The organism is Devosia sp. MDV22-iso42 (genome assembly GCF_058629155.1).
On the sequence record NZ_JBZVWR010000009.1, the window covers coordinates 369,386 to 390,091 of the forward strand.

The 20,706-nt window shown below is 65.8% G+C and carries 15 protein-coding genes; 11 read left to right on the forward strand and 4 right to left on the reverse strand.

Annotation, left to right across the window (positions count from 1 at the left end):
• Nucleotides 1–32: 32 nt before the first annotated feature.
• Both AC4NN3_RS11830 and AC4NN3_RS11835 read right to left on the reverse strand, forming a co-directional pair.
• The gene (locus AC4NN3_RS11830) at nt 33–353 is read right to left on the reverse strand and encodes a hypothetical protein (protein ID WP_491927293.1); all 321 of its coding nucleotides are present in this window, start codon (nt 351–353) and stop codon (nt 33–35) included.
• Between the two features lie 143 nt (nt 354–496).
• On the reverse strand, nt 497–817 hold the full coding sequence (locus tag AC4NN3_RS11835; RefSeq protein ID WP_491927294.1) for a hypothetical protein: 321 nt from the start codon (nt 815–817) through the stop codon (nt 497–499).
• Between the two features lie 507 nt (nt 818–1,324).
• Here AC4NN3_RS11835 and rpmI point away from each other — a divergent pair.
• The 11 genes from rpmI (at nt 1,325) to AC4NN3_RS11890 (ending at nt 16,836) form a co-directional block, all read left to right on the forward strand.
• On the forward strand, nt 1,325–1,525 hold the full coding sequence (gene rpmI / locus AC4NN3_RS11840) for a 50S ribosomal protein L35 (protein ID WP_035099236.1): 201 nt from the start codon (nt 1,325–1,327) through the stop codon (nt 1,523–1,525).
• Between the two features lie 20 nt (nt 1,526–1,545).
• On the forward strand, nt 1,546–1,950 hold the full coding sequence (gene rplT / locus AC4NN3_RS11845; protein ID WP_193337495.1) for a 50S ribosomal protein L20: 405 nt from the start codon (nt 1,546–1,548) through the stop codon (nt 1,948–1,950).
• Nucleotides 1,951–2,205: 255 nt separating this feature from the next.
• Complete coding sequence (gene pheS / locus AC4NN3_RS11850) at nt 2,206–3,336, forward strand: phenylalanine--tRNA ligase subunit alpha (protein ID WP_491927295.1); 1,131 nt, start codon at nt 2,206–2,208, stop codon at nt 3,334–3,336.
• A 4-nt stretch (nt 3,337–3,340) separates the two neighbouring features.
• Nucleotides 3,341–4,384 (forward strand): hypothetical protein, encoded by a 1,044-nt coding sequence (locus AC4NN3_RS11855; RefSeq protein ID WP_491927296.1) that lies wholly within the window; start codon nt 3,341–3,343, stop codon nt 4,382–4,384.
• Between the two features lie 12 nt (nt 4,385–4,396).
• Nucleotides 4,397–6,817 carry a phenylalanine--tRNA ligase subunit beta gene (pheT, locus tag AC4NN3_RS11860; RefSeq protein WP_491927297.1) on the forward strand — a complete coding sequence of 807 codons (2,421 nt, stop codon included), beginning with the start codon at nt 4,397–4,399 and terminating at the stop codon, nt 6,815–6,817.
• A 209-nt stretch (nt 6,818–7,026) separates the two neighbouring features.
• A complete protein-coding gene (locus AC4NN3_RS11865; RefSeq protein WP_491927298.1) occupies nt 7,027–7,743 on the forward strand; it encodes a nucleotidyltransferase family protein in 717 nt (238 codons plus the stop codon).
• A complete protein-coding gene (gene addB, locus AC4NN3_RS11870) occupies nt 7,740–10,757 on the forward strand; it encodes a double-strand break repair protein AddB (RefSeq protein ID WP_491927299.1) in 3,018 nt (1,005 codons plus the stop codon). Before AC4NN3_RS11865 ends, addB begins: the two co-directional genes overlap by 4 nt.
• Nucleotides 10,754–14,200: a double-strand break repair helicase AddA gene (gene addA / locus AC4NN3_RS11875; RefSeq protein ID WP_491927300.1), complete on the forward strand. Its 3,447-nt coding sequence runs from the start codon at nt 10,754–10,756 to the stop codon at nt 14,198–14,200. The genes addB and addA overlap by 4 nt, the downstream gene beginning before the upstream one ends.
• Before the next feature lie 78 nt (nt 14,201–14,278).
• A complete protein-coding gene (gene trxA, locus AC4NN3_RS11880; RefSeq protein ID WP_193337488.1) occupies nt 14,279–14,605 on the forward strand; it encodes a thioredoxin in 327 nt (108 codons plus the stop codon).
• A gap of 171 nt (nt 14,606–14,776) precedes the next feature.
• Nucleotides 14,777–15,100, forward strand: coding sequence for a thioredoxin (gene trxA / locus AC4NN3_RS11885; protein ID WP_491927301.1), 324 nt, complete (start codon nt 14,777–14,779; stop codon nt 15,098–15,100).
• Between the two features lie 65 nt (nt 15,101–15,165).
• On the forward strand, nt 15,166–16,836 hold the full coding sequence (locus AC4NN3_RS11890) for a glycoside hydrolase family 3 protein (RefSeq protein WP_491927302.1): 1,671 nt from the start codon (nt 15,166–15,168) through the stop codon (nt 16,834–16,836).
• 10 nt (nt 16,837–16,846) lie between these two features.
• On the opposite strand, the gene AC4NN3_RS11895 is transcribed toward AC4NN3_RS11890, so the two are convergent.
• Together AC4NN3_RS11895 and AC4NN3_RS11900 are read right to left on the reverse strand one after the other, a co-directional pair.
• Nucleotides 16,847–18,139 (reverse strand): bifunctional folylpolyglutamate synthase/dihydrofolate synthase, encoded by a 1,293-nt coding sequence (locus tag AC4NN3_RS11895; protein ID WP_491927303.1) that lies wholly within the window; start codon nt 18,137–18,139, stop codon nt 16,847–16,849.
• A 136-nt stretch (nt 18,140–18,275) separates the two neighbouring features.
• The gene (locus AC4NN3_RS11900; protein WP_491927304.1) at nt 18,276–20,294 is read right to left on the reverse strand and encodes a methyl-accepting chemotaxis protein; all 2,019 of its coding nucleotides are present in this window, start codon (nt 20,292–20,294) and stop codon (nt 18,276–18,278) included.
• Nucleotides 20,295–20,706: the final 412 nt, after the last annotated feature.

Consider the following 20,706-nt stretch of genomic DNA (forward strand, 5'->3'; position numbering starts at 1 on the left):
GGGCCGGCCATGCTGTCGCGACGGATCAGGTCTTACAGCGCGTAAAGGGTCAGGCTGTTGAGGTCGCCGCTGACGCCGACGATCTGCTCGAGCGTATAGCCCTGGCGTTCGATGGTCTCGATCAGGCGCGGGTTGTTCTTGACCCGGGCCTGCACCGAGCTGACATCGTTGTCGAACTTGAGCGTGAAGGCTTCATTGGCATTGACCTGCAGCACGGTGGCGCCGCCGGCTTCCTGGATCGAGCCGAGCGAGCTCACGCCGTCCATGACGTCATAGGGGCTGGCAGCCAGGGTTGCGGTAGCGCCGCCGGCCAGCAGGGTTGCGGTCAGGGCGAGGATCTTGAGAGTGGTCATGATGATTTCCTTCGGATGATGCTGGAACTGCCCGAACTCGGGCCGACATGGGCCGGCCGTCGACCCGCTCGGGTCGTTGGGCAGTTCTGTCTGGGGAGGGAAGGGGAGGGGGCGGCTCAATACCGCCCTGGCTTGCGCCGGTCTTACAGCGCGTAAAGGGTCAGGCTGTTGAGGTCGCCGCTGACGCCGACGATCTGCTCGAGCGTATAGCCCTGGCGTTCGATGGTCTCGATCAGGCGCGGGTTGTTCTTGACCCGGGCCTGCACCGAGCTGACATCGTTGTCGAACTTGAGCGTGAAGGCTTCATTGGCATTGACCTGCAGCACGGTGGCGCCGCCGGCTTCCTGGATCGAGCCGAGCGAGCTCACGCCGTCCATGACGTCATAGGGGCTGGCAGCCAGGGTTGCGGTGGCGCCGCCGGCCAGCAGGGTTGCGGTCATGGCGAAGGTCTTAAAAATGTTCATCTTGGGTAATCCTTTGTGACGCTGGTAGAGGTCGTTTGTGATCTCGGGAGGAGTTACGCGCAGCCCCCCACAAAGGTTTCAATCTATGTTCGTATTAAACGAACACTCGCGCGTGATAGCGTCGTAAATGTTCCCGAAAACCCCGGCCGCTCCGGGGTTTAACACCATCCTCGTGCCAGATTGCCGCATGCCGTGCCAAACCGGGCTTTCTGGCCAACCCCCTGCTCACGCCTGACAATCCGGTCTGGATTGCCCCGCCGACCGGCCTTGCCGGGCCCCGGATCGCGGCGCGGCGCCGGGCCGAGCCGTCCCTGGACAGCCGCGGGCCGGCAACCCGGGACCGCGCGAAGGCTGGTGCTGGGCGCGTTTGCCCCCCGGGGTCTTGCTCTGCGCCCGCTTTCCGCCTATAGAGCCGACTTCTCCGGATCGCCCGGCCAACAGGCATGCCGTGGCGATCTCTGAATGCGATGGGCCAAATCCATCCAATCTCTTATAAGGACCCGCAAAATGCCCAAGATGAAGACGAAATCTGGCGCCAAAAAGCGTTTCAGTTTCACAGCGACCGGTCGTGTCAAGGCAGGCGTCGCCGGCAAGCGCCACCGCCTGATCAACCACAATGCCAAGTACATTCGCACGAACCGCGGTACCAAGATCCTGTCCAAGGGCGACGAGGGTCTGGTCAAGTGGTACATGCCGTACAATCGCTAACGCTGAAAGGAAGCTGACACATGTCACGCGTTAAAAGAGGCGTTACCAATCACGCCCGCCACAAAAAAGTTCTCAAGGCTGCAGAAGGCTATTATGGCCGCCGCAAGTCGACGATCCGCATTGCCAAGCAGGCCGTCGAAAAGGCCGGCCAGTATGCCTATCGCGATCGTCGTATCAAGAAGCGCAATTTCCGCGCCCTCTGGATCCAGCGTATCAACGCTGCCGTGCGCGATCAGGGCCTGACCTATGGTCGATTTATCGACGGCCTCAGCAAGGCTGAGATTGCTGTCGATCGCAAGGTGCTGAGCGATCTCGCGATCACCCAGCCTGAAGCGTTCAACGTGCTGGTCGCTAAGGCCAAGGCTGCTCTGGCATATCTGGAAAGCGTGGACACCGTTACCCACGCCCGCGTCACCGCCGCCTAACTCTCCCAGCCCTGCTGAGGTCGAATTTGACGCCTTGCGCTGCCCGTTAAAGGGCTGGCGCGGGGCGTTTTGTTTTGCTCTTTGAGCCGGCCGCCGGCAAAATTGCTCCGGTGGAGCGATTTCAGGCGAGAAGGCCGTGAGCGCGGCGCTCGAAGGGCCCATCTGCGGTTAGGCACGCTGCCAATCTGCACTTTCCACCTGACTCTGCGCCCTCAAAATGCTCTAACGCAGCCAACCGAATTGACGAGAAATACCATGTCCCTGGATACCCGGATCGATACAATGCGCACCGACCTCAGCGCCGCCATTGCCGGCGCGTCCGACGAGGCCGCGCTTGATGCCGTGCGCGTCGCCGCCCTGGGCAAGAAGGGCAGCGTCTCGGCGCTGCTGGCTTCGCTCGGCTCCATGGCGCCCGAAGAGCGCAAGAGCGCCGGCCCGGCCATCAACGGCCTCAAGGCCGAGATTGCCGGTCTCATCGAGGCCCGCAGCGCCGCCCTCGGCGCCGCCGCTCTTGACGCCCGCCTCGCCGCCGAAACCCTCGACATCACGCTGCCGCTGCAGCCGGCCCCCACGGCGCGCGGCCGCATCCACCCCATCAGCCAGACCATTGACGAGATCACCGCGATCTTTTCCGACATGGGCTTTTCTATCGCCGAAGGTCCCGATATCGAGACCGACTATCTCAATTTCACCGCGCTCAATTTCCCCGAGGGCCATCCGGCTCGGGAAATGCACGACACCTTCTTCATGAAGCCGGGCCCGGACGGCGTCAAAAAGGTGCTGCGCACCCATACTTCGCCGGTGCAGATGCGCGTCATGCACAAGACCAATGACAAGCCGGCCGCCGCCTATCTCACCCCGGCCATGGATCCGCCGATCCGCGTGGTCATGCCCGGCCGCACCTATCGCAATGACTCAGACCAGACCCACACGCCCATGTTCCACCAGGTCGAGGGCCTGGTGATCGACAAGTCCAGCCATATCGGCCAGCTGCGCTGGGTGCTCGAGGAGTTCCTCAAGGCCTATTTCGAGGTGCCCAACGTCACGCTGCGCTTCCGCCCCAGCTTCTTCCCCTTCACCGAGCCCTCGATGGAAGTCGACGTGCAGTGCGACCGCTCCGGCGCCGAGGTCAAGATCGGCGAGGGCAGCGACTGGCTCGAAATCCTCGGCTGCGGCATGGTCCACCCCAATGTCATCGCCAATGCCGGGCTCGATCCTGAAGTCTACCAGGGCTTTGCCTGGGGCATGGGCATCGATCGCATTGCCATGCTCAAATACGGCATGCCCGACCTGCGCGCCTTCTTCGACGCCGACCAGCGCTGGCTCGACCACTATGGCTTCCGCCCCCTGGACCTGCCGACTCTGTTCGGCGGCCTGAGCAGCTAGGCCAATGGTCGACCTCCCGCCCCTTTATGCCGATGCCATCCAGTTCAGCTTCGGCGACTCGCCGGCCCTGGCCGATGAACTGCTGGCTTTGGTGCTGGCCGGCAAGAAGACCGCCACCTGTGGCGCGCTGCGCGACTATGGCCTGGGCGGCGAGCCCATGCCCGAGCCCGGTCGCCGCGATGTGGTGCTCAATGGCGCCGGCCAGCCTGCCTGCGTCATCGAGACGCTCAGTGTCGAAACAATGCGCTTTGACGATGTTGGCCCGGACTTCACCGACAGGGAAGGGGAGGGCGATTACGCCGCCTGGCGCGCCGGCCACGAGGCCTATTTCGCCCGCAATGGCGGCTTCTCGCCCGATATGGACCTGGTCTGCGAGACGTTTCGCCTCGTCACCGTGCTGCCGGCCGGGCGCGACGTCTATAACCAGGTTGCCACGCCTATCTTCATCGTCACCGATATCGAAAGCGATGGCCCCACCCCGCTGCACAATTCCATGCTGAGCTTTGCCTCGGTCGCCATCGCCGCCGACGGCACCTCCCATGGCGACTTCGAGGCCCAGTTGCTGCAGCGCCCCGACCGCACCACCAACGAGACCACCATGGCCTGGTGGGAAACCCAGTCCGAGGCCTGGGCTGCCGCCACGACCAATGCCGAAGACCCCGCCGTGGTCATGCCGCGCTTTGCCGACTGGGTGGACAGCCTGCCGGGCCCCAAGGTCTTCGTTGCCGCGCCGATGATCTTTGACGGGCTATGGATGGATCATTATCTCGACGAATATGCCGGCACCCGCGCCCTTTCCGGCCCGTTCAAGGGCCGGCAGATCTTCCGCGGCGGCGGCATCTGCCTCTACACCATGGCCGGCACCCTGCGCGGCGCGCCCTATCTCGACTGGGGCATGAGCAAGCTGCCGGCCGAATTCTACGGCCATATCGCCCATACCCATCGCGCCATCGACGACGCCCGCGGCTTTGCCAATGTGCTGGTCGAACTGTTCAAGATTTCTCGCAGCCTGCCGGCCATTACCGGCAGCGCCAGCGACTTCCGCTAAAGGCCCATATCCATGAAATTCACCCTCGACTGGCTCAAGGAACATCTCGACACCGATGCGTCCGCCACTGAAATCGGCACGACGCTGACCCTGATCGGGCTCGAACTCGAAGCCATGGAAGACCAGGGCAAGGCGCTGGCCAGCTTCGTCACCGCCCATGTGGTCTCGGCCGAGCAGCACCCCGATGCCGACCGCCTGCGCGTCTGCAAGGTCGATGCCGGCACTGGCGAGCTGATCGACGTGGTCTGCGGCGCCCCCAATGCCCGTACCGGTCTCAAGACCGTCTTTGCCTTCCCCGGCACCTATATTCCGGGCAAGGACATGACTATCGGCAAGGGCAATATACGTGGGCAAGTGTCCAATGGCATGCTCTGCTCCAATGCCGAGCTCGAGCTGTCCGAGGATCACGACGGCATTATCGAGCTGCCCGCCGACGCCCCCATCGGCGTCAGCTATCCCAGCTATGCCGGCATTGACGGCGTTGTCTTTGACATTTCCATCACGCCCAATCGCGGCGACGCCACCGGCGTCTATGGCATTGCCCGCGATCTGGCCGCCTATGGCCTGGGCACGCTCAAGCCCACCGACATGTCCCCGGTGCCCTCGCAGGGCAAGAGCCCCATTGCCCCGCTGCCGCACCAGTTCGACCCCGACGAGCCCAAGGCCATCCGCCGCTTCGGTGGTCGCTATATCAAGGGCGTCAGGAACGGCCCATCCCCGGCCTGGCTGCAGCAGCGCCTGCGCGCCGTTGGCCTCCGCCCAATCAACACCATTGTCGATATCACCAATTGGGTCTCGCTCGGCTGGGGCCGGCCGCTGCATGCCTATGATTCCGACACGCTCAATGGCCAGCCCGTGCTGCGCAATGCCCGCAATGAGAGCTTCGACGCGCTCGACAACAAGGTCTATGTCCTCGACGAAACCATGACCGTCATTGCCGACGATACCGGCCCGCTTTGCCTCGGCGGCATTATGGGCGGCATCCGCTCCGGCGTCACTGACCAGACCACCAATGTCTTCATGGAATGCGCCAGCTGGGATCCCGATCTTATCGCCCGCACCGGCCGCAAGACCGGCATCGTCTCCGACGCCCGCTATCGCCTCGAGCGCCATGTTGATCCGGCCTTGACCGACCCCGGCCTTGAGCTGGCGACGCGCCTGGTGCTCGAACTCTGCGGCGGCGAGGCGATGGAGCCGGTCCTGTCGGGCGAGGACGTCTATCCCCACACCACCGTGGATTTCCCGCTCAGCGAAGTGCGCCGCCTCACCGGTCTCGATGTCGAGCCGATGATCGTCACCGCCATTCTGAGCAAGCTCGGCTTCGAGCTGACCCCCAAGGGCGATGTCTTCACCGTCAAGGTGCCGAGCTGGCGTCCCGACGTCACCCTCAAGGCCGATCTGGTCGAGGAGGTCATGCGCATGGTCGGCGTGGACAATATCCCCGTCGAGCCGCTGGCCCGGCTGAGCCATGTCGCCCCGCGCATGCTGACCACGATCCAGAACCGTCGCCGCATCGCCCGCCGGGCCTTGGCCGCGCGCGGCCTCGACGAGGCCGTCACCTGGAGCTTCATCAGCCATGCCGAGGCCACCCGCTTCGGCGGCGGCCAGGAAGAGCTGCAGCTGGCCAATGCCATCGCCGCCGACATGACCGACATGCGGCCTTCCCTGCTGCCCGGCCTGCTCGCGGCCGCCCTGCGCAACGCCAATCGCGGCCTTGCCGATCTCGGCCTCTTCGAAGTCGGCCAGGTCTTCCTTTCGGCCAGTCCCGAGGGCCAGCACACCTATGCCACCGGCATCCGCACCGGCACGGCCGGCCTGAGCGGGTCGGGCCGCCACTGGTCGGGCAAGGCCGACAAGGTCGGGGTCTTCGATGCCAAGGCCGATCTGGCCGCTACGCTCGATGCGCTGGGCGTCGATATCGACAAGGTGCAGATCCTGGCCGAACCAGCGCCCTGGAGCCATCCCGGCCGTGGTGGTCGCATTGCTTTGGGCCCCAAGGTCACCCTGGGCTGGTTCGGCGAACTGCATCCCGCCTGGGCCGCCGCGCTTGATCTGACTGGCCCAGTCGCCGCCTTCGAAATCGATCTCGATGCGCTGCCCGAGCCGCGCAAGAAGGCCACCCGCACCAAGTCGGCTTTGGCACTGTCACCGCTGATGCCGCTCAGCCGCGACTTTGCCTTTGTCGTCGACAGCGCGGTCACCGCCGCCACCATCCTGCGTGCCGCCCGCGGCGCCGACAAGGCGCTGATCCGCGACGTCAATATTTTTGACGTCTTCGAAGGCAGCCATGTCGGGGCCGGCAAGAAGTCCGTCGCCATCGCCGTCACCATCCAGCCCATGGACAAGACCCTGACCGACGAGGACATCGACCAGGTCTCCGCCGCTGTCGTCGCCGCCGTCACCAAGTCCACCGGCGGCGTGCTGCGCACCTAAAGTCGCCAAGGTATCAGTTGGCGTCTCCCTCCCCCCTATGGGGAGGGAAGCTAGATAGGACTTGGCCTTGCCAAGTCCGTGATCGAGCAGGGTGGGGGTCTGGCTTCGTACTTGCACCCCCACCCTTGATCCCTCCCCACAAGGGGGAAGGAGACGACTGCGCCATCCGCGCACTGGACATCGCTGCCCCACATCGCTCTTATCCGCCCATGAGCGACAACACCGAACCCAGCCGATTCCCCGACGTGATGCTGCTGGCGGCGGGCCTGGGCAGCCGCCTGCGCCCGATCACCGATACCCTGCCCAAGCCGCTGGTGCCGGTGGCCGGCGTGCCGCTGATCGAGCGGGTCATGGACAATGCAAAGGCCGAGGGCGCCAAACGCTTCGTCGCCAATGGCCATTATCGCGCCGACCAGCTGCTGGCCCATTTCGGCGGCCTGCTCAAGGTCAGCCGCGAGGACGAGCTGCTCAATACCGGTGGCGGCATCAAGCGGGCCCTGCCCATGCTGCATTCCGACCCCATCTTGGTGATGAATACCGATGCCTTCTGGCCGGCCGGCAGCGATGCGCCGCTGGCCCGCCTGCTCGCCCGCTTTGCCGCGGGCAGGGCCGAGATCGTGCTGCTCTGCGTGCATCCGCGCGACGCCACCGGCTTTGCCCGCAGCCATGACTTTTGTCTGGCCCCCAGCGGCGAGATCACCCGCGACTATGGCGCCCCGGTGATCTATGGCGGCGTCGCCGTTATGGGCAAGGCGCTCTTCGCCAACACGCCCGACGGCGCCTTCTCGCTCAATGACCTGTTCGATGCCTGCCTCGATCGCGAAACGCTCTTTGGCGTCGCCCTCAACGCCCCCTGGTTCCATGTCGGCGATCCGGCCGGGCTCGCCGAAGCCGAACGGCGCCTGACCCCGTCCGCCGCGCCATGACCCTGTTCTCCATCGCCCCGCACGCCCGCTTTATCGCCACCCTGGCCGATCGGGTGATCGACGGCACCCTGCTGGGTGGCGCCGACCAGACCTCGCCCTTCTGGCTCACCGATGTCACCATCGTCCTGCCCACCCGCCGCGCCAAGCAGGCTTTGGCCGATGAATTCGCCCGCCGCGGCCATGGCCTGCTGCCCGATATCCGCACCTTTGGCGGCGAGGTCGAGGACGAGGAGCCCTTCCTGCCGCCCTTCGACGCGCCCATTCCGCTACCGGCGGCCTCCGGCCTCGAGCGCCGTCTGGTGCTGTCCAGCCTCGTCGATCAATGGGCCAATTCGCCCGCCGGCCAGCGCGCCTTTTCCAGTCCGCCCACCGCCGGGGAAATCCTCTCCATGGCCGAATCGCTCGGCGTGCTGATCGATGACCTGCACACCGAGGAGCGCGGCGCCGCCGAGATCCGCGCCGTCGTCCCCGAGATCGAGGCCAATCTGGGCGAATACTGGCAGCAGACGCTGACCTTTCTCGATATCGCGCTGACCTATTGGCCGCTGCGGCTCGACGCCAGCGGTCAGGCCGATACTGCCGCTTTGCGCGGCCAGCGCCTCGATCGCCAGGCTTTGGCGGCGCCGCTGGTCTATGGCGACCGGCCGGTCATCGCTGCCGGCTCCACCGGCTCGATTGCCGCAACGGCGCGCCTGCTGGCCGCCATCAATGCCCTGCCGCGCGGCGCCGTGGTGTTGCCGGGTCTCGATTGCAGCATGTCCTCTGCCGACCACGCTGCCCTGCTCGATCCGGCCAACAACCCGCATGGCCATCCGCAATATGGCCTGGCCAGATTGCTGCGCGCCATGGGCGCCGCCATCAGCGACGTCACCGAACTGGCGCCAACCGACCATCCCCGCACCACCCTGGTCCATCGCGCCCTTGCGCTGACCCGCGATACCGCCCGCTGGTCCACCCAGCGCCTCACGCCCGACCAGCTCGCCGAGGCCAGCCAGGGTCTCTCAGTCATTCGTGCCCGCACCGAGGACGAGGAGGCCCGCGCCATCGCTTTGGCCGCCCGCCAGGCCCTTGGTGACAAAAAAACCGTCGGCATCGTCACGCCCGATCGCAATCTGGCTCGCCGCATCGCTGCCGAACTGCGCCGCTTTGGCGTCGCCGTCGACGACGCTGCCGGCGCGCCCCTGTTCCAGTCCGCTGCCGGCCGCCTGCTGCGCCAGATCCTGGCGCTTGCAACAAATGGCTGTTCGGCCGTCGATCTCATGGCCCTGCTGCGCAATCGCGCCACACGCTTCGGCCAGAGCCGGGCCGCCATCTCGACTTTGGCCGACGCCATCGAGCTAGGCCTGCTGCGCGGCCAGCGCGCCAATCCCGGTCTGGCCGGTCTGCGCCAATTGCTGGCCGCCAATATCGACAAGACCACTACTCATCCGGCCCGCCGCCTCACCGACGCCGATCGCGCCCCCATCCTGGCGCTGTTCGACCAGATCGAGACGGCTTTGGCGCCTCTCTTTGCCCTGCTGGGCGAAAAAACCATCCGCGCCGGCGCCCTAGCCGCTGCCCTCTGCAGCGCCTTCGACGCTGTGGCTGACGGCGCCGATATCCCCGGTCGCCGCGAACTGGCCGACTGGGCCGGGCAGATGGCCAGCCTGGGCGGCGAGGGCCACAGCTTCCGCCCGCGCCAGCTCGATGGCGTGCTCAGCGCCCTCATGCTGGGCGCCCAGGTGCGCACCCATGAGGAACGCCGCCATGACATCGCCATCTGGGGCCAGCTCGAGGCCCGGCTGCAGAATCCTGATCTGCTGATCCTGGCCGCGCTCAACGAGGACAAGTGGCCCGAGCCGGCCGATCCGGGCCCCTGGCTCAGCCGCGGCATGCGCCTGGCCGCCGGGCTCAACCCGCCCGAGCGCCGCCAGGGCCTGGCCGCGCATGACTTTGCCCAGGCCATGGGCAATCCCCAGGTCATTATCGCCCATGCCGACCGCATCGGCGCTAGCCCGGCCATCGCCTCGCGCCTGCTGCAGCGGCTGCAGGCCTTTGCCGGCAAGGCCACCGCCGATGCCTGGGAAACTTCCGGCGCCATCTGGCTCGACCAGGCCCGCCGCCTTGATGCCGTGGAGGAGACCAGGCCCGCCCCGCGCCCCCTGCCCAATCCGCCCGCCAGCACCCGTCCGCGCGCCCTCTCGGTCACCGAGGTCGAGACCCTCATGCGCTCGCCCTATGACGTCTATGCCAAGCATGTGCTGGGGCTCCGCCCCCTCGACCCGCTCGGCGACAGTCCCGACAGTCGCGAGCGCGGCACCATCATCCACGACATCTTCGCTACCTTCGTCATCCGCCGTCACGCGGTCATGGCCCCCGATGCCATCGAGGTGCTGATGGCCATTGCTGCCGACAAGTTTTCCGGTCTCGACGCCATCGGCGAGCGCCGCGATATCTGGCTGCGCCGCTTCCACACCGCCGCCACCCAGTTCCTTGCCTTCGAGCGGGCCCGCGAACCCCTGGTGGCGCAGCGCCACGCCGAAATCGATGGCGAGCTCAGGCTGCATTTGAGCGAGGCTTTCACCCTGCGCGGCCGCGCCGACCGCATCGACGAACTCGTCGATGGCACGCTCGAAATCATCGATTTCAAGACCGGTTCGCCCCCCACCAAGGGCGCCATGCAGGCTTTCGAGGTGCCCCAATTGCTGCTCGAAGCCCAGATGGCCCTGGCCGGCACGCTCAAGGATGCCATTGCCCCCGCGCCCACCTCGGCCCTCACCTATATCAAGGTCGGCCTGGGTCCCGATGCCTTCACGGCCAAGCCCTTCATCCCCGCCGACGGCTTTGACCTGATGGGGGCTGCCGACGAGATTACCGCCCGCATGCAGCGCCATGTCGAACTCTTCCTGCTGCGCGACACGCCCATGCCCGCCCGCCTCTTGCCGCTGCCCGGCCAGCGCTTTGCCGGCGCCTATGATCACCTGTCGCGGCTGGCCGAATGGACCGCCGTCGATGGCAGCGAGGACGCGTCATGAGCGAACGCGGCCCCCTCGTCGTCCCCTTCGATACCAGCGCCCATCAGGCCCGCGCCGCCGATCCTTCCTGGTCGATCTGGGTGTCGGCCAATGCCGGCTCCGGCAAGACTTTCGTGCTCACCCGCCGCGTGCTGCGCCTCCTGCTGGCCGGCACCGCGCCCGAGACGGTGCTGTGCCTGACCTATACCAAGGCCGCCGCGGCCGAAATGCGCCGCCGCGTCGCCGGCGAGCTGGCCAAATGGGCTTTACTGGAAGATGCCGAGCTCGATGGGGAACTGGCCAGGATCGAAGGCCCGGGCGTGACGCAGGAACTGCGCGAGCGCGCCCGCACCCTCTTCGCCAAGGCGCTCGAAACCCCCGGTGGGCTCAAGATCGTCACCATCCACGCCTTCTGCGAATCGGTGCTGCACCGCTTTCCGCTCGAAGCCGGCGTGCCCTTCGACTTCGCCGTCATCGAGGATGACGAGCGCGCCGCCATGCTGCTCTCCGCCCGCGAAACCGTGCTGTCGCAGGGCCTCGACGTCGATGGCGCGGTGGAGACCCTGTTCCGCACCCTCAGCGACGAGCAGATCAAGAACGCCATCAATGCCGCGCTGTCCGATGGTCGCAAACTCAAACTGGTCCTGGCGAACCCGGAGAAATCCAAAGCCAATCTGCGCAAGCTTATCGGTGCCGGGGACTTGGAAGTTGAAGATGTCCGCAACACGCTGCAGTCGGACACGCCGCTTGTCTCGTCGGTATGCCGCGAAATCGTCGCGGCATTTGGCGGAGACCCAACCAAGACACGCGGCGCCAGATTTGTGGACATGCTCGCCAAGTATGTCGCAGCGCCCTTGAGCGCAGATCAACTACGAGCCCTGTTTGTTGTGGTGAAGGATGGCACGAGCGCACCACGCGCGAGTCTCTTGAATGCAACTCAGCAAAAGCAGCGGCCTGATCTGTTTGAACTGCTTGTCGCAGAGAGGGATCGAGTTTTCGACCTTGATGCTCAGATGACCGCAGCCGAGCTGATCACCCGCAGCGATGCCCTGCTCGATATCGTCGCCGCCGTCGGCCAGCTTTACCAGGCACAAAAGCGCGCCCGTTCGCTGCTCGATTTCGACGATCTGGTCGAACGCCTCGCCGATCTCTTCCAGCACCAGTCCGGCGATTGGGTGCGCTACAAGCTCGATTCCGGCATCGACCATATCCTGGTCGATGAAAGCCAGGACACCAATGGCGAACAGTGGCGCGTCGTCCGCGCCATTGCCGAAGAGTACTTTGCCGGGGCAGGGGCCGTGACCCGCCCGCGCTCGCTCTTTGCCGTGGGCGACCAGAAACAGTCCATCTATTCCTTCCAGGGCGCCGAGCCGGCTCTGTTCGGCGCCACCGGCCAGGATTTTGCCGCCAAGGCCGACCTGGTCGATCTGCCCTTTGAGCCCGTGCCACTGCGCACCAGCTTCCGCACCCTGCCCGAAATCCTCGCCGCGGTGGATCTGGTCGCTGACCGCGAGGACATCCAGGCGGCTTTGCTCGAAGCCGACAAGCTGCACCACAATACCGCCCGCACCATGCGCGGCGGTTCGGTGACGCTCTGGCCGCCAACCCAGCAGGTGGCCGATGCTCCCGCCGGCAGCGCCTGGCCCACCACGGTGCTCGAAACCGAGCGCAGCGCGCCGCGCCAGATTGCCGAGCGCATTGCCAGCGAGGTCAAGGCCTGGATCGACCAGCGCCGCCCGCTCACCGGCCGCGGCCGCGCCGTCACCGCCGACGATGTGCTGATCCTGGTGCAGTCGCGCGGACCGGTGTTTCAGGAAGTCATCCGCGCCTTGCGCAATGCCGGCCTGCCCACCCCCGGCGCCGACCGTCTGGGCGTCACCAGCCATATCGCCGTCATGGACCTGCTGGCGCTTTGCGACGTGCTGCTCAATCCGGCCGACGATCTGCAACTGGCGGCCCTCTTGCGCTCGCCGCTCTTTGATATCGACGAGGAAACCCTCTACACCCTGGCCCAGCCGCGGGCGAAAGGGCAAACCCTTTGGCAGGCGCTGGCCGGTCACGCCGCGCCTGATTGCATCGACGCTGCCGCCCGCCTCGCCCGCTGGCGCGGCGAACTCGATTTCGAGCGCCCCTTCGAATTCCTGACCGAAGTGCTCTATGCCGAGGGCGGGCTGCGCCGTTTCCATACCCGCTTTGGCGGCGAGGTCGATGACGTCGTCGCCGAACTGCTCGAACTGGCGCTCACCCACGAACAGGGGCCGCAGCCCTCGCTGCAGGGCTTTGTTGCCGACATGCGCCAGCGCTCGGGCACCATCAAGCGCGAACTGCCCGAATCGGGCGCCGGTATCCGCGTCATGACGGTGCATGGCGCCAAGGGGCTTGAGGCTCCCATCGTCATCCTCGCCGATGCCGCCGCCAAACAGCGCAAGCAGATGATCGGCAAGCCGGTCTACCTCCTGGCCGAGGCGCCCGGGCCGCTGCTCATCCACGCCGCGGGCACCGCCGATCACGTCGCCGCGACCCTGCCCATCAAGCAGGAGGTCGACGCCAATCTTGAGCGCGAATACTGGCGCAAGCTCTATGTCGCCATGACCCGCGCCGAGGATGAGCTCTATGTCACCGGCGCCCTGACGCCCGGCTCGGATGCGGCAACCCAGCTGGCCGGCAGCTGGTTTGAGGCCATCGACACCGCCCTTCGCCCCCTGGGCCAAAGCCAGACCGATGCCAGCGGCGCCGAAACCGCTTTGGTCTATCCACGCGAGCGCATTGCGCCGCTGCCGGCCGGCGCCGCCAATGCCGCGACGGGTCCCGGCCATCTGCCCCTGAGCTTTGACCCATTGCCCGCGCCGCTGACCATTCCCCTGCTGTCGCCCTCATTGGCCGGCCCGGCCACCGTGCCCGGCGCCGCGCTCGATAGCCTCGCCGAACAGGTTCGCGATGCCGATGCCGCCCGGCGTGAGGGCATTGCCCTGCACGCTTTGCTGCAGCATCTGGGCAAGCTCGATCCGGATATCTGGCCCGCCATCGCCGGCAAGGCGCTCGCAGCCCTGCTGCCTGATTCGCCCGCCGACCATCCCCGTCTCGCTGCCAAGGCGATCGCCATCCTGAGCCGGCCCGAACTGGCATCCGTCTTTGGTCCGGGCAGCCGGGCCGAAGTGCCCTTCCTGCTGGACATCTCGCGCCATGGCCAGCCCGTCCGCCTCAGTGGGCGCATCGATCGTCTGGTGATTGACGACCACGGGGTAATGGTGATCGACTACAAGTCCGACGCGGTCGTGCCCGGAGGGCCGGGCGCCGTGCCGGGGAACTATCTTACCCAGCTGGGATTGTATGCATTGGTTGCAAGTCAGCTCTTCCCCGGACGGACCGTGCAGGCGGCCATTTTGTGGACAACATTGGAATCGTTGATGAAACTGCCCTCAGACGTGCTGGCGGCGGGCACTGAAGGCTTCACCTTGCAGTGATCTGCGTTGTACCTGTGCTGGACTCTCACCAGCTTTGGGCGCACACAGACCGCCGCTTAGAACAAAAGGCAAATTCCCATGACTACTCATGTTTCCGACGCCAATTTTGGCGAGGAAGTCCTCAACTCCAAAGAGCCCGTCCTCGTGGATTTCTGGGCGGAGTGGTGCGGGCCCTGCCGCGCGATTGCGCCCGTTCTCGACGAGCTTTCCACCGAACTGGCCGGCCGGGTCAAGATCGTCAAGCTCAATGTCGATGACAATCCGGGTACCGCCAGCAAATATGGTGTCCGCTCCATCCCGACCATGATCCTGTTCAAGGGCGGCGAAGCCGCCGACATGAAGATTGGTGCCGGCACGCCCAAGGCAGGCCTCACCAAATGGCTCGAAGGCCACGCCGCCGCCTGACCATCGGCGCCACAAGAATTCTGACGCCGCTGGAGTGATCCGGCGGCGTTTTGCTGTGCCGGGCAGGGGCGAAAAGACTTTCTAACCGCAGGCCCCAACCAGATGCTGTATGCCTTGTCGGCGCCAGCCCCCAGGTCTAGCCTCCATGCAGATTGATTTGGAGGAACCGCCATGGCCCTGGACGTTGATGATGCCAGTTTCGCGCGCGAGGTTCTCGCCGCCGACCAACCCGTTCTCGTCGATTTCTGGGCCGAATGGTGCGCGCCCTGCCTGGCCATGGCGCCGACCCTGGACGAACTCTCCGTCACGCTGGCGGACCGGGTCAAGATCGTCAAGCTTGACGTCGCCAGCAATCCCGCCATCACCAGCCAGTACAATGTGCGCAACATGCCCACGCTGATCGTGTTCAAGCAGGGCCAGCCGGTGGACATGAAGGTGGGCGCCGGCCAGTCGCGCGTGCAGCTGATCAAGTGGCTTGAGTCGCACGCCGCCTGAGTTTGCACATCCGGGCACTTCTGCTAGGTCTGGCGCCAACAAGAAGACTCTAGGGAGCAAGCCCCATGGCGCCACTCGATCTCGCTGCCGCCCCGTTCCATCTCGACGATGACGCCATGGCCTGGGTGCATGCCACGCGGGACGCCCTGACGCCGCGCGACAAGCTGGCCCAGCTCTTCGTCCTGCTGGCCCGCGGCACCCCGGCCGAAACCGCCGAGCAGGTGCGCAGCTTCAAGCCCGGCGGCATTACCAGGATCTATTCGGCCGATCTGGACGTCGAGATCGCCCTGTCGCGCGAGCTGGCCGCGCTCAGCCCGCTGCCCCTGCTGGTCAGCGCCGATCTCGAAGGCAGCCGCATGAGCCTGCCGTTTGGCACCAGCGTGCCCAATCCGCTGGGCCTGGCCGCCGTCGATGATCTCGACGCCACCACCGCCATCTCGACCCTGATGGCGCGCGAAGCCGCTGCGGTGGGTCTGAACTGGAGCTTCACCCCGGTCATCGATCTCAATATCGCCTGGCGCAGCGCCATTGTCGGCACCCGCTCCTATGGCAGCGACATCGACAAGGTCGAGCGCCACGCTCTGGCCCAGATCGCCGCCTTCCAGGCCAATGGCATCGCCGCCACCGTCAAGCACTGGCCTGGCGAAGGCTATGACGATCGCGACCAGCACCTGGTCACCACCGTCAATCCGCTGTCGATGAGCGACTGGGAGGCCAGCTTCGGCCGGCTCTACCGCAAGGCCATCGCCGCCGGCGTCATGAGCGTGATGTCAGCCCATATCGCACTGCCCGCCTATGCCCTGGCACTCGATCCCGATGCCGGCGCCGAGGCCTATCGCCCCGCCTCGCTCAGCCGCATTCTCAATGAGGACCTGCTGCGCCGCGAGCTCGGTTTTAACGGCCTCATCGTCTCGGACGCCACCGGCATGGCCGGCCTCGGCGATTGGGGCCCGCGTGACCAGACCCTGCCCGAGGTGATCATTGCCGGCTGCGACGTCATCCTCTTCTCCAACGATCCCAATGCCGATCTGATGCGCCTGGTCAAAGCCGTGGCCGATGGCCGCCTGAGCCAGGAGCGGGTTGATGAGGCTGTCACCCGCGTCCTCGCCCTCAAGGCCGCCCAGGGCCTGCACCAGACCCGCCCTGCACCCGATCTCGATTCCGCCCGCCAGCTCGTCGCCACCGCTGAACACCAGATCACCGCGGCCTCGGTCACCGCCCGCGTTCCCACCCTGGTCAAGGACGTCAACAAGCTTCTGCCACTCTCGCCGGGCAGGCATCACCGCGTCCTGGTCTATTCCGGTGGCGTCATCCTGCCCTTCATGCCGGCGCCGCTGCCGCTCAGCGTGCCGATGCGGCTGGAAGAGGAAGGCTTTGCGATCACCGTCTTTGAGCCCGGCATGGCGGTCAGCCCCAAGGACTTCGACCTGGTGCTCTATCTGTTTGCCGAAGAGACCACTCTGGGCCGCAGCCGCATCTTCATCGACTGGGTCAAGCTCACCGGCTCCACCCTGGGCGGCATGACCCGCTACTGGCACGATGTGCCCACGCTGATGATCTCGTTCGGCTATCCCTATTATCTCTACGACGCGCCGCGCGTGCCGGCCTATATCAACGCCTATGGCTCGAGCGAGGCGCTGCAGGCGGCGGTGGTCGAGGCCATTCTCGGCCGCGCCCCCTTTCCCGGCACCAGTCCGGTCGATCCCTTTGTTGGCAGCGAGCAGGGCAGATACTGAAGGCCCTGCCTCAGTCGGGCGGCGTGCCGTTCTTGGCCAGCACGTCGCCGGCCAGGTAGAGCGAGCCGCAGATCAGCACCCGCGCCTGCGGCACCAGTGCGGCGGCCTGCAGCGCCGAAACGATCGAGCGCTTCGGGCTGGCAGCAAAGCCGGCCGCGCGCGCCTGCCGGGCTATGGTATCGGCCTTGTGCGCATTGGGCTCGCCCGGCACGCCCAGCGTGAAGATCGCCTGCGTCTGCCCGGCAAAGGGGGCGAGGAAATCGGCGGGGTTGCGGGTATTCATCATCCCCATGATCAGCACCAATGGCGCCGGCCGCGCCCGGTTCATTTCGGCCATCGCCTTGGCCAAAGCCGTGGCGCCATGCACATTGTGCCCGCCATCCAGCCACAGTTCGGCGCCCGGGCCCAAGAGGTCCCTCAGCTTGCCCTGCAGCGGCATCATTCGCGCCGGCCACACCACCTGGCGCAGCCCGCGGGCGATCGCAGCCTCGTCCACCGGCAGGCCGAAATGCCGCGTCGCGGCAATGGCCAGCGCCGCATTGTCGAACTGGTGCGCCCCGATCAGCGCGGGCGGCGGCAGGTCGAGCAGCCCGTCCTCGTCCTGGTAGACCAGCCGGCCGTCCTGCGCTGTGCCATGGAAGTCCTCGCCCTGCCAGATCGGCCGCACGCCCAGCCGGTGCGCCGCCCGCTCGATCACCGCGCGGCCCTCTTCCTGCTGCAGCCCGATCACCGCCTTGCTGCCGCGCTTGAGAATGCCCGCCTTGCTCACCGCGATCTCGGCAATGGTATTGCCCAGATAGCTCTGGTGGTCGAGATCGACCGGGGTGATGATCACGCCCAGCGGCTGCGCCACGATATTGGTGGTGTCATAGGTGCCGCCCATGCCGGTTTCGAGCAGCAGATAGTCGGCCGGCGTCTCGGCATAGAGCACCATGGCGGCCACCGTCGTCACCTCGAAAAAGGTGATCGGCCGGCCCGCATTGACCGCTTCGACGCGCTCCAGCACGGCATTGAGCCGCCGCGTGTCGACCAGCTTGCCGGCCAGCCGGATCCGCTCGTTGAAGCGCACCAGATGCGGCGAATTATAGACATGGACGCTCTTGCCCGCCGCCTCGAGAAAGGCCCGCAGATAGGCGATCGTCGAGCCCTTGGCATTGGTGCCCGCGACATGGATCACCGGTGGCAACCGGTCCTGCGGTCGACCCAGCGTTTCCAGCAGCGGCAGCATGCGGTCAAGGCTGAGATCGATCAGCTTGGGGTGCAGCGCCGCAAGGCGCTTGAGAATGGCATCGGTGCGCGACATGCGGACTCCGGGCGGAGACGAGGGAACCCTCGTTTACGCCAGAGTCTGGCTTGATCTCAAGGGTTTGCGTCTGCCGCCGCGCCTTTGTCGCCCCGGCGCGAACCGGGACGACGGCATTGCTCCTGGCGTGGGCCGCCTAGAACTCGTTCCAGTCCTGCGCCACGGCGGCATTGCCGTGGCTGACATATTGCCCGGTTGCCTTGCGCACGGGGGCGCTCCGCCGCTGCGCGGTCGCGCCCCGGCTCGCGGACGGCGCGGCAGCCGAGCCATTGGTAGCGAACACCGCGACGATCTCGTCGAGTTCGCCGGCCTGGCTTTCCGTCTGCTCGATGGCGGCATTGATCTCCTCGACCAGCGCCGCATTGTGCTGGGTCATCTCGTCCATCTGCCGCACGCCGACATTGACCTCCTCGATGGCCGAGGCCTGCTCGCGGCTGTCGCGGGCAATGCCCTCCATCACCGCGCTGGTCTCGCGCACGCCGGTCAGGATCGCCTCCAGCTTGCCGGCCGCTTCCGCCACCAGCTTGGTGCCGCCCGCCACTTCGCTCGCGCTCTGCTCAATCAGCACCTTGACGTCGGCCGAGGCCGATGCAGCTGACTGGGCGAGGCGGCGAACCTCGACTGCCACCACGGCAAAGCCCTTGCCGGCATCGCCGGCCCGGGCCGCTTCCACCGAGGCGTTGAGAGCGAGCAGGTTTGTCTGGAAGGCGATGTCGTCGATCAGCCCGATAATGTTGGAGATCTTGGCGCTCGAACTGGTGATCTTTTCCATGGCCCCGGTGGCCTGGCCCATCACCACGCCGCCCTCTTCGGCCGTCAGGGACACCGACTGCGATTTGGCGCTGGCCTCACCCGACTTGTTGGCATTGGCCAGCACGGTGGCCGCCAGCTGTTCCATGGTCGCCGAGGTCTCCTCGATCGTGGCTGCCTGCTTGGTGGTCCGTTCGCTGAGGTCATTGGCCCCGGCCAGGATCTCGCTGGTGGCCGTGCGCAGCGACTGGGAGGTATTCTTGAGCCGGTTGACCACGTCGGTCAGCCGGTCGGCCACCGCATTGGTATCGGCCTGCAGCTGGGCAAAGGCGCCCTGGTAATTGCCTTCCATCCGCTCGGTCAGGTCGGTATTGGCCAGCGCCTTGAGCACGCGCCCGGTTTCACTGAGGCCATCTTCGACGGTCTTGACCAGGCTGTTGACGCTGCCGGCCAGGCTGTTGAGCTCGTGATCGGGAAATTCCGCGCTGACGCGCTTGGAGAAGTCGCCGGCAATCGCCGAATCCACCACTTCGCCGAAGGCACCCTGCAGCTGGGTCATCATCAGGCGACGCTGCTGCTCGTCGGCAATGATGCGCGCCGCCTCGGCCTCGGTCATCTGGCTGACCTTGAGGCCCTGCTCGCGGAACACCTCCACCGCGCGCGCCATATTGCCGATCTCGTCGCCGCGATCCTTGCCATCCACCGCGACCGCGAAATTCCCGGCCATCAACGCCTGCATGGTGCGCGTCAGCGCCGAAATCGGCTGGGTGATCGAACGCCCGATCAGGGTTGCCAGCAGCAGCACGGCCAGGGAGATGCCGCCGGTAATGCCAAGCTGGACCAGCAGGGTGTGAAAACTGGCCGCCCGCAGGTCATCGACATAGACGCCGGTGCCGACCACCCAGCCCCAGGGCTTGAAATAGGAAACATAGCTCAGCTTGTCCACCGGCTCGGTTTCCTGCCCGCGCGGCCACTGGTAGCCGACAAAGCCGCTGCCCTGCGTCTTGGCGACGGTCATCATCTCCTGGAAGAACTTCTTCCCCGTCGGGTCTTCCATGTTCGTCTGGTCGGTACCCTCGAGCGCCGGCTTCATCGGATGCATCAGCATCACCGCCGCGTCGCTGGTGACGAACATATATTCGACGCCCCGATAGCGGATGTCGCGCAGCGCCTGCAGTGCCATGGCCTGGGCGGCCTCGACGGTCATCGCGCCGGTCTGGCTGCGATCATAGGCGCCCTGGATGATCGACGACGCGGTGTCGGTAATGGCCATCAGCTCGCCCTGCCGCAATTCCTGCCGCGTCGAGTCCAGCGACGTGATACTCATATAGGCCATCAGGCCCAGGGTCACGAGCGAGAGGCCGACGAGAAGATAGATACGAACTGCAATGGATAGTTTTGACATCCGAGCACATTTCCGGGTTCTGCGTCCAAGAGGCATGGAACTTCGACGCGATTGACGCTGCGACAGGTCCGTTGCGGGGCCTGCCATCGGATACATGGTGCGGTGGAGTTTATAATTTTGTACTAACGAATAGTTGTACCATATGGCACAGAACTTGCAGTTAACCATATTGATTAGTATCGCGAAGGTCGTGACCAAGCAAAGAGAGCGGCATAAAGATAGGAAAACCAGATCTGCATCAATAATCGGAATATTGCCGGAGTCGCGGACAGCATCTCTGCATCAGGTAGCAGGCGTCCGCCCGCGCCAGTGGCAGACGAAAAAGGCGCCCCACTGGGGCGCCTTGGCATTTCAGGCTGCGCTTTTGCGCGCCGCCTAGAACTCGTTCCAGTCCTGGGCGACGGCGGCATTG

Excerpts from the sequence above, each read along its gene's own strand:
- AC4NN3_RS11830 (WP_491927293.1), bottom strand. The coding sequence starts at position 353 with ATGACCACTCTCAAGATCCTCGCCCTGACCGCAACCCTGCTGGCCGGC.
- AC4NN3_RS11835 (WP_491927294.1), bottom strand. The coding sequence starts at position 817 with ATGAACATTTTTAAGACCTTCGCCATGACCGCAACCCTGCTGGCCGGC.
- rpmI (WP_035099236.1), top strand. The coding sequence starts at position 1,325 with ATGCCCAAGATGAAGACGAAATCTGGCGCCAAAAAGCGTTTCAGTTTC.
- rplT (WP_193337495.1), top strand. The coding sequence starts at position 1,546 with ATGTCACGCGTTAAAAGAGGCGTTACCAATCACGCCCGCCACAAAAAA.
- pheS (WP_491927295.1), top strand. The coding sequence starts at position 2,206 with ATGTCCCTGGATACCCGGATCGATACAATGCGCACCGACCTCAGCGCC.
- AC4NN3_RS11855 (WP_491927296.1), top strand. The coding sequence starts at position 3,341 with ATGGTCGACCTCCCGCCCCTTTATGCCGATGCCATCCAGTTCAGCTTC.
- pheT (WP_491927297.1), top strand. The coding sequence starts at position 4,397 with ATGAAATTCACCCTCGACTGGCTCAAGGAACATCTCGACACCGATGCG.
- AC4NN3_RS11865 (WP_491927298.1), top strand. The coding sequence starts at position 7,027 with ATGAGCGACAACACCGAACCCAGCCGATTCCCCGACGTGATGCTGCTG.
- addB (WP_491927299.1), top strand. The coding sequence starts at position 7,740 with ATGACCCTGTTCTCCATCGCCCCGCACGCCCGCTTTATCGCCACCCTG.
- addA (WP_491927300.1), top strand. The coding sequence starts at position 10,754 with ATGAGCGAACGCGGCCCCCTCGTCGTCCCCTTCGATACCAGCGCCCAT.
- trxA (WP_193337488.1), top strand. The coding sequence starts at position 14,279 with ATGACTACTCATGTTTCCGACGCCAATTTTGGCGAGGAAGTCCTCAAC.
- trxA (WP_491927301.1), top strand. The coding sequence starts at position 14,777 with ATGGCCCTGGACGTTGATGATGCCAGTTTCGCGCGCGAGGTTCTCGCC.
- AC4NN3_RS11890 (WP_491927302.1), top strand. The coding sequence starts at position 15,166 with ATGGCGCCACTCGATCTCGCTGCCGCCCCGTTCCATCTCGACGATGAC.
- AC4NN3_RS11895 (WP_491927303.1), bottom strand. The coding sequence starts at position 18,139 with ATGTCGCGCACCGATGCCATTCTCAAGCGCCTTGCGGCGCTGCACCCC.
- AC4NN3_RS11900 (WP_491927304.1), bottom strand. The coding sequence starts at position 20,294 with ATGTCAAAACTATCCATTGCAGTTCGTATCTATCTTCTCGTCGGCCTC.